Annotated in this window: 8 protein-coding genes; all 8 read left to right on the plus strand. The window is 66.5% G+C overall.

The features are described 5' to 3' along the window. A partial coding sequence (locus tag AC5RWT_RS32990; protein WP_494083893.1) for a hypothetical protein occupies window positions 1-300 on the plus strand: 300 nt, incomplete at its 5' end. A 97-nt stretch (window positions 301-397) separates the two neighbouring features. Beyond that, window positions 398-1,003 carry an isochorismatase family protein gene (locus AC5RWT_RS32995; protein WP_494083894.1) on the plus strand — a complete coding sequence of 202 codons (606 nt, stop codon included), beginning with the start codon at window positions 398-400 and terminating at the stop codon, window positions 1,001-1,003. 78 nt (window positions 1,004-1,081) lie between these two features. Beyond that, on the plus strand, window positions 1,082-1,672 hold the full coding sequence (locus tag AC5RWT_RS33000; protein ID WP_493966941.1) for a helix-turn-helix domain-containing protein: 591 nt from the start codon (window positions 1,082-1,084) through the stop codon (window positions 1,670-1,672). 230 nt (window positions 1,673-1,902) lie between these two features. Then, window positions 1,903-3,210, plus strand: coding sequence for an ABC transporter substrate-binding protein (locus AC5RWT_RS33005; RefSeq protein WP_494083895.1), 1,308 nt, complete (start codon window positions 1,903-1,905; stop codon window positions 3,208-3,210). Then, window positions 3,207-4,076, plus strand: a complete 870-nt coding sequence (locus AC5RWT_RS33010) for an ABC transporter ATP-binding protein (protein ID WP_494083896.1) — start codon at window positions 3,207-3,209, stop codon at window positions 4,074-4,076. Before AC5RWT_RS33005 ends, AC5RWT_RS33010 begins: the two co-directional genes overlap by 4 nt. Then, on the plus strand, window positions 4,073-4,801 hold the full coding sequence (locus AC5RWT_RS33015; protein WP_494083897.1) for an ABC transporter ATP-binding protein: 729 nt from the start codon (window positions 4,073-4,075) through the stop codon (window positions 4,799-4,801). Before AC5RWT_RS33010 ends, AC5RWT_RS33015 begins: the two co-directional genes overlap by 4 nt. 7 nt (window positions 4,802-4,808) lie before the next feature. Further along, a complete protein-coding gene (locus AC5RWT_RS33020; RefSeq protein WP_493966945.1) occupies window positions 4,809-5,675 on the plus strand; it encodes a branched-chain amino acid ABC transporter permease in 867 nt (288 codons plus the stop codon). Between the two features lie 2 nt (window positions 5,676-5,677). Continuing rightward, a partial coding sequence (locus AC5RWT_RS33025; RefSeq protein WP_494083898.1) for a branched-chain amino acid ABC transporter permease occupies window positions 5,678-6,491 on the plus strand: 814 nt, incomplete at its 3' end.

Consider the following 6,491-nt stretch of genomic DNA (forward strand, 5'->3'; position numbering starts at 1 on the left):
GACCGGCGCCGCCGGCAGGCGAAGGCGGCGCTGGACAAGGCGGAGCAGCGCAAAAAAGACGCGGAGGCTACGGAACAAAAAGTTTTGGACCGGCTGGACCAGCTGCAGAACCGGCGGGATGAACTGGTGGGCGAGCTGGCCGAACTGAAGCGGCGCATCGAGGACCTGGAACGGGAAATCACCTCGACGGACCGTAAGACGGAAGCAGCCGAGGAGGATCTGGTGTCCGCCGCCAAGACCGCGGACCGGACGCGGAAAGCTGCGGCCGCGGCCCAGCGGGAGCTGGACGAACAGGATTAGCCGGCCGCAGACCTCAGGCCGGGCGGAGCATGTAACCTAGGTCTCATGTCCGGCAGGGCAGGTCGCCCGAACCGGCCGAGCTTACCCAGGGGGCACCATGTGGAAAATTGATGCGGCCAGATCCGCACTGCTCATGATCGACATGCAGAACGATTTCGTGCTGGACGGCGCCCCGATGGAAGTGCCGATGGCCCGCAAACGGCTGCCGGAAATGGTCACCGCCGTGGCTGCCTGCCGCCAAGCAGGCATCCCGGTCATTTACACCCGTCACGTGCTCCTGGAGTCGTTCGATGTGTCCCCGCTGGAAACGACTTACAACCAACGGCTGAAGTCGGTGGGGATGCGACGCGGCACCAGCGGCGTGGAAGTGGTCGAGGAACTCAAGCCGGAAGCCGACGACTATGTGCTGGACAAGCATCGCTACGATGCGTTCCACAACACGCAGCTGAAGAGCGTGCTGGCGACCATCCGTGGCCTGAACGCGGTGGACACGGTGATCATCGCCGGCACACTGACCGAGGTCTGCTGTGAGTCGACGGCGCGAAGTGCCTACATGAACGACTACAAAGTAGCGTTCCTGGCGGATGCCACCGGGGGCCGTTCTGAAGCGGCGCAGTCTGCGACTCTGGACGCCGTCGGCACCTTCTTCGGCCGGGTCCTGAGTACTGCGGACATGGAAGCGGAAATCGGCACCACCGCTTAGCTGTGGGGCGCCTGCGCCGCCCGGGCACCCGCGTGCCCCGCTAGCGGGGCACGTTCATGCGTAGTGCAGAATGTTTCCATGAGTGAGCTCTTGGAGCACCTGGCTGCCAACGTCCGCCGGCTGCGCGACATGCACGGGATGTCTCTGTCCCAGCTGGGTGAAAAGTCAGGCGTCGCCAAGGGGACCCTGTTCAAAGTGGAGCGGGGCCAAACCAACGCGAACATCGAGACGCTGCAAGCCATCGCCCAGACCTTCGATATCCATGTCACCGAACTGCTGTCGCCGCCGCAGGCGCCCGCCGTCGAAATCGTGCTCGATGGCGAGGGCGAGGAAATCACCGACGAGGCTGCCGTCGGCCATGTGCTGCGCCGGCAGCTGGTCGGCTCCGGGACGGTGGAAATCCATGCCAAGACCTTCCATCAGGGCAAAGTACAGCTCTCCGTCTCCCACGGTCCGGGCACCCGGGAACACGTGTTCATCCGGACCGGGTCCATCCGCCTTGGCCCGATCGGGCAGGAAGTACTGGCCCACGCCGGCACCTACGTGACGTATCTCGCCGACCAGTCGCACCGCTGGCAGGCCGAGGGCGGCGACTGCACCTTGTGGATCGTGCACACCTTTCCGCGGACCACGGCCCTCAAGGAAGTTCCGGCGTCCGAGAACGACTGAAACCCGTGGGGCAGCTGCGTTGCGCCCCGTTTGCCTGCCGGCACCACAGCCGAATCGGCCGCCCAATATCGTGACCCCAATGTGATCCAAGTCATTTGACGCTAAGGTGATGTGCACCATATCTTGGTGAGGTCGGTGTTCATTCAGCAGCTATTGGTGTTCATTTGACGGCTACGCCGGGTCGGTGTCCGGCGCCCCCGTTCACGTTCTGCGCGTCAAAGGAGACAGGTATGTCCAACACGATCGTCGGCGGCATGGACCGCCGCCAGCTGCTCAAGGTCCTGGGCCTGAGCGCCGCCGCAATCGGCGGCGCCTCCACGCTCTCGGCCTGCGGCGGCCTCAAAGGTTCGGGCGGCGGCACCAGCGACGTCCTGAAGGTCGGCTTCGTCAGCCCCCAAACCGGCCCGCTGGCCAGCTTCGCCAGCGCCGACAACTACGTGGTCAAGCAGGTCCAGCAAGCGCTGGCCAAGGGGTTCACCGCTGGCGGGTCTACTCGGAAGATCGAAATAGTCGTCAAGGACACGCAGTCCAACTCCACCCGCGCCACCGCGGTCACCAAGGAACTGATCACGCAGGACCAGGTGGACATTGTGGTGGGCTCCGGCACACCGGATACCACCAACCCGGTCGCGGACCAGTGCGAAGCGTCCGGCATTCCGAACATCACCACGATCGCCCCATGGGAGGCCTGGTTCCACGGCCGCAGCGGCGTCTCCGGCAAGGGCTTCAAGTACACCACCCTGTTCTTCTTCGGCATGCAGGAATTCGCCGACTGCTTCGTCCCGATGTGGAAGCGGATGGATGTGGCCAACAAGAACATTGCCGCCCTGTGGCCGGACGATACCGACGCCAATGCCTTCCGCAAGGGCCTGACCCCGCTGGCCGAGGCACAGGGCTTCAAAATGATCGACGGCGGCGCGTACCAGAACGGGGCCAGCGACTTCAGTTCGCAGATTTCCAAGTTCAAGGGCGCCGACGCCGAACTGTTCACCTGCACGCCGATTCCGCCGGATTTCCAGACCTTTTGGAAGCAGGCCGCACAGCAGGACTTCCGGCCGAAGCTTGCCACCGTCGCCAAAGTCATGCTGTTCCCGTCGGAGGCCGAGGCACTGGGCAAGCTCTCCAACAACATCGCCACCGACATCTGGTGGAGCCCGTTCCACCCGTACAAGTCTTCGTTGGACGGCACCACCGCGAGGCAGCTGGCCGACGGCTTTGCCCAGGAAACCGGCAACCAGTGGACCCAGGCCCTCGGCTCCGTCTACTCGCTGTTCGAGCTCGCGGTCGAAGGTTTCAAGCAGGCCAGCGACCCGAAGGACCGCGACGACGTGGCGGACAAGCTGCGCAACATGAACACTGTGGGCATGTCCGGCCCGTTGGACTTCACCAAGGGACCGGAGCCCGGCATTGCCATCCAGCACCCCGTTGGCGGTCAGTGGCGCAAGGGCACCAAGTTCGACTGGGACATCACGATTGTGGACAACACCCCCAACCCTGACGTTCCTGTGGGTGGCGACTTGGAGGCGACCAACGCGTGACCCCTCTGCTCCAACTGTCCGGACTGGACAAGCGCTTCGGCCAGGTGGTGGTGGCCGAAGCGCTTGACCTGGCCGTGGCGGACGGCGAAGCCGTGGGCATCGTCGGCCCCAACGGTGCCGGCAAGACCTCCCTGTTCGCGATGGTCTCCGGCGATCTGAAACCCGACGCCGGCCGGGTCACCTTTGACGGTGAAGATGTCACCACCAGGCCGGCCCACCAACGCTGCCGGGCCGGTATCGGCCGCACCTACCAGGTGCCCCGGCCCTTCGAGGGAATGACGGTGTTCGAAAACGTCCTGGTCGCTGCTGCCCAGGGCGGGGGCCTGCACGGCCGCACCGCGCAGCAGCAGGCCGCCGATGTGCTCGCCGAATGCGGGCTGGCGGCAGCGGCCAACCAGCGCGCCGGCTCGTTGTCGCTGTTGCAGCGCAAGCGGCTCGAAGTGGCGCGGGGTCTGGCAACCGGGCCCAGGTTGTTGCTGCTGGACGAGGTGGCCGGCGGGTTGACCGAGCCCGAGGTGCTCGAGCTGGTTGAGCTGATCGGCCGGGTAAAGGCGCGCGGCGTGGCTGTGGTCTGGATTGAACATGTGGTGCATGCCCTGGTGAAGTCCGTGGACCGCCTGCTTTGCCTCGCCGGCGGCCGCTTCATTGCCGACGGCGCGCCGGCCGAAGTGCTCGCCGATCCGCAGGTGCTGGAACTGTATTTCGGGTCGGTCCCCGAGACCGTCGACCTGCCGGGAGAAGGGCCCGTCAGCAGCGTCACGGCCAGCGGGACGGCCTCAGGAAGCAGCGCCATAGGCAGCGCGGCACCGGCCTCGGGAAGCAGCGCCACGGACCCCGGCACACCTGAAGAGGAGGCAGGTCGATGACCCTGCTGGAGATCGAAAACCTGGACGTCCACCACGGCCAGTTGCACGCCGTCCGCGGCTTCAGCCTCTCCGTGGAACCGGGCGCCACGGTGGCCGTGATCGGCGCCAACGGTGCCGGCAAGTCCACGCTGATGCGCGCCATTGCCGGCTCCCACCTGCCCACGTCCGGCATCATCCGGCTTGACGGCAAGGACATCACCCGCGTACCGGCGCACCGCCGGGTAGCCGAGGGCATCTCCCTGGTACCCGAAGGCCGGCGGCTGTTCAAGTCGCTGACCGTCCGGGAAAACCTGGAAACCGGCGCCTACCGCGCCCATACCGGCCCGTGGAGCGTGGACGCGGTGATGGACCTGTTCCCGTGGATGCGCGAACGTGCCCGGCAGAACGCCGCGTCGCTCTCCGGCGGCCAGCAGCAGGCAGTTGCCATCGGGCGGGCACTGGTGGCCAACCCCAAGGTGCTGCTGATCGACGAACTGTCCCTGGGTCTGGCACCGGCCGTGGTGAAGCAGATGTACGCGCTGCTGCCGCGGATCGTCGAGCGCGGCACCGCGGTGCTGTTGGTCGAGCAGGACGTCTCCCAGGCTCTGGCCGCCGCCGACCTGGTGCATTGCCTGCTCGAAGGCCGCACCGTGCTCACCGGCAGCCCGCAAGAGCTCACCCCCGCCCATGTGGAACAGGCCTACTTTGGTCTGGCCCATGCCGGCGGCGGCCCGGAAGGAAACTGACTACCCCATGGATCTGCTCAATACCCTGGTGCAGGGGCTGATGCTCGGCGGCCTGTACGCCCTGTTCGCCGCCGGCCTGTCCATCATGTTCGGCGTCATGCGCATGGTGAATCTGGCCCACGGCGATCTGGCCGTCATCGCCGCCTATCTGGTCCTCGTGTTGCTCGGCAGCACGGTGTTCCCGCTGTGGCTCGTCGTCCTGGTCACGCTGCCGGTCTACGCCATGATCGGCTATGGCATCCACCGCACCCTCTTCAGCCGCAGCCTCAAGGCAGGCCCGCTCTCCACCCTGCTGGTGACGTTCGGGCTGTCCATCATCATCCAGAACGGGCTGCTCCAAGGCTTTTCCGCCGACACCCGCACCATCGACATGGGCGCCCTGAACACCGGCGCGTTCCACCTCAACAACCAGCTCTCCATCTCCCATCTGGGCCTGCTCACACTGGTGCTGGCCGTCGTGGTGATCGTGGGCGTACAGCTCTTCCTCTCCCGCACCCGGACGGGCAGGATGATGCGCGCGGTCTCCGACGACGCCGACACCGCTTCGCTCGTGGGCGCGAACTCCAAACACCTCTACGCGATCGCCACCGCCATCGCGTTCGGCACCGTGGCACTGGCCGGCATCATGTCCGGCGCCCGTTCCTCGTTCGACCCGTCCATTGGACCCGCGCAACTGATCTTCGCCTTCGAGGCAGTGGTCATCGGCGGGCTCGGCTCGCTCTGGGGGACCCTGGCCGGCGGTGCCGTCCTCGGCCTGACCCAGGCATTCGCCGCCTACCTGGACCCATCCTTCACCGTCCTGGCCGGCCACCTGGTCTTCCTGGCCGTGCTCGCTTTCCGGCCGCAGGGCCTGATCCCGCAAAGGACGGTGTGAGCATGGCACGCACCACGCCGACCAAGCACAGCACGACGCCGGGGCCAGCCGCCGCTGCTGCCACCCCTTCGCTCACAGGTGCTCTGGTCACCCGCGCCGGACGGGCGTCCAAGGCCAGCGCCGGGGTACTGGCCCTGGCCGTCATCGGGCTCGCCGCACTGCCCTACATCGCCTTTGCCGGGACCACCAGCTCCATGGTCACCTTCTTCGTGCTGCTGATCATGGCCAGCATGTGGAACCTGCTCGCCGGCTTCGGCGGCATGGTCTCGGTGGGCCAACAGGCCTTCGTCGGCGTCGGCGCCTACACGGTTTTGGCCTTCGCCAACATGGGCGTCAACCCGTTCCTGGCCCTCCCGCTGGCCGCCGCCACCTGCGCCGTGTTCGCCATCCCCACGTCCTGGCTCGCCTTCCGCCTGCGCGGCGACTACTTCGCAGTGGGCACCTGGGTCATCGCCGAGGTCTACCGACTGGTCATCATCCGGTTCGACACCTTGGGCGGACCCAGCGGCATGTCCCTGCCCGGGCTCAACGGCATGGACCCGGTACTGCGCGGCGCACTGACCTACTGGACCGCACTGGCATTGGCAGCGCTGACCATCCTGGGCTGCTACCTGCTGATGCGCGGGCGTACCGGACTGGCCCTGACCGCCGTGCGCGACGACGAGACAGCCGCCCGCGCCAACGGCGTGGACGTCACCTGGTCCAAACGCCTGGTCTACCTGGTCTCGGCCGCCGGCTGCGGTGCCGCCGGCGGGATCCTGATCATCGACTCGCTCAGCGTCCAGCCCAACGCCATCTTCTCCGTCCAATGGTCCG

Source organism: Arthrobacter sp. Dra40 (assembly GCF_059091905.1).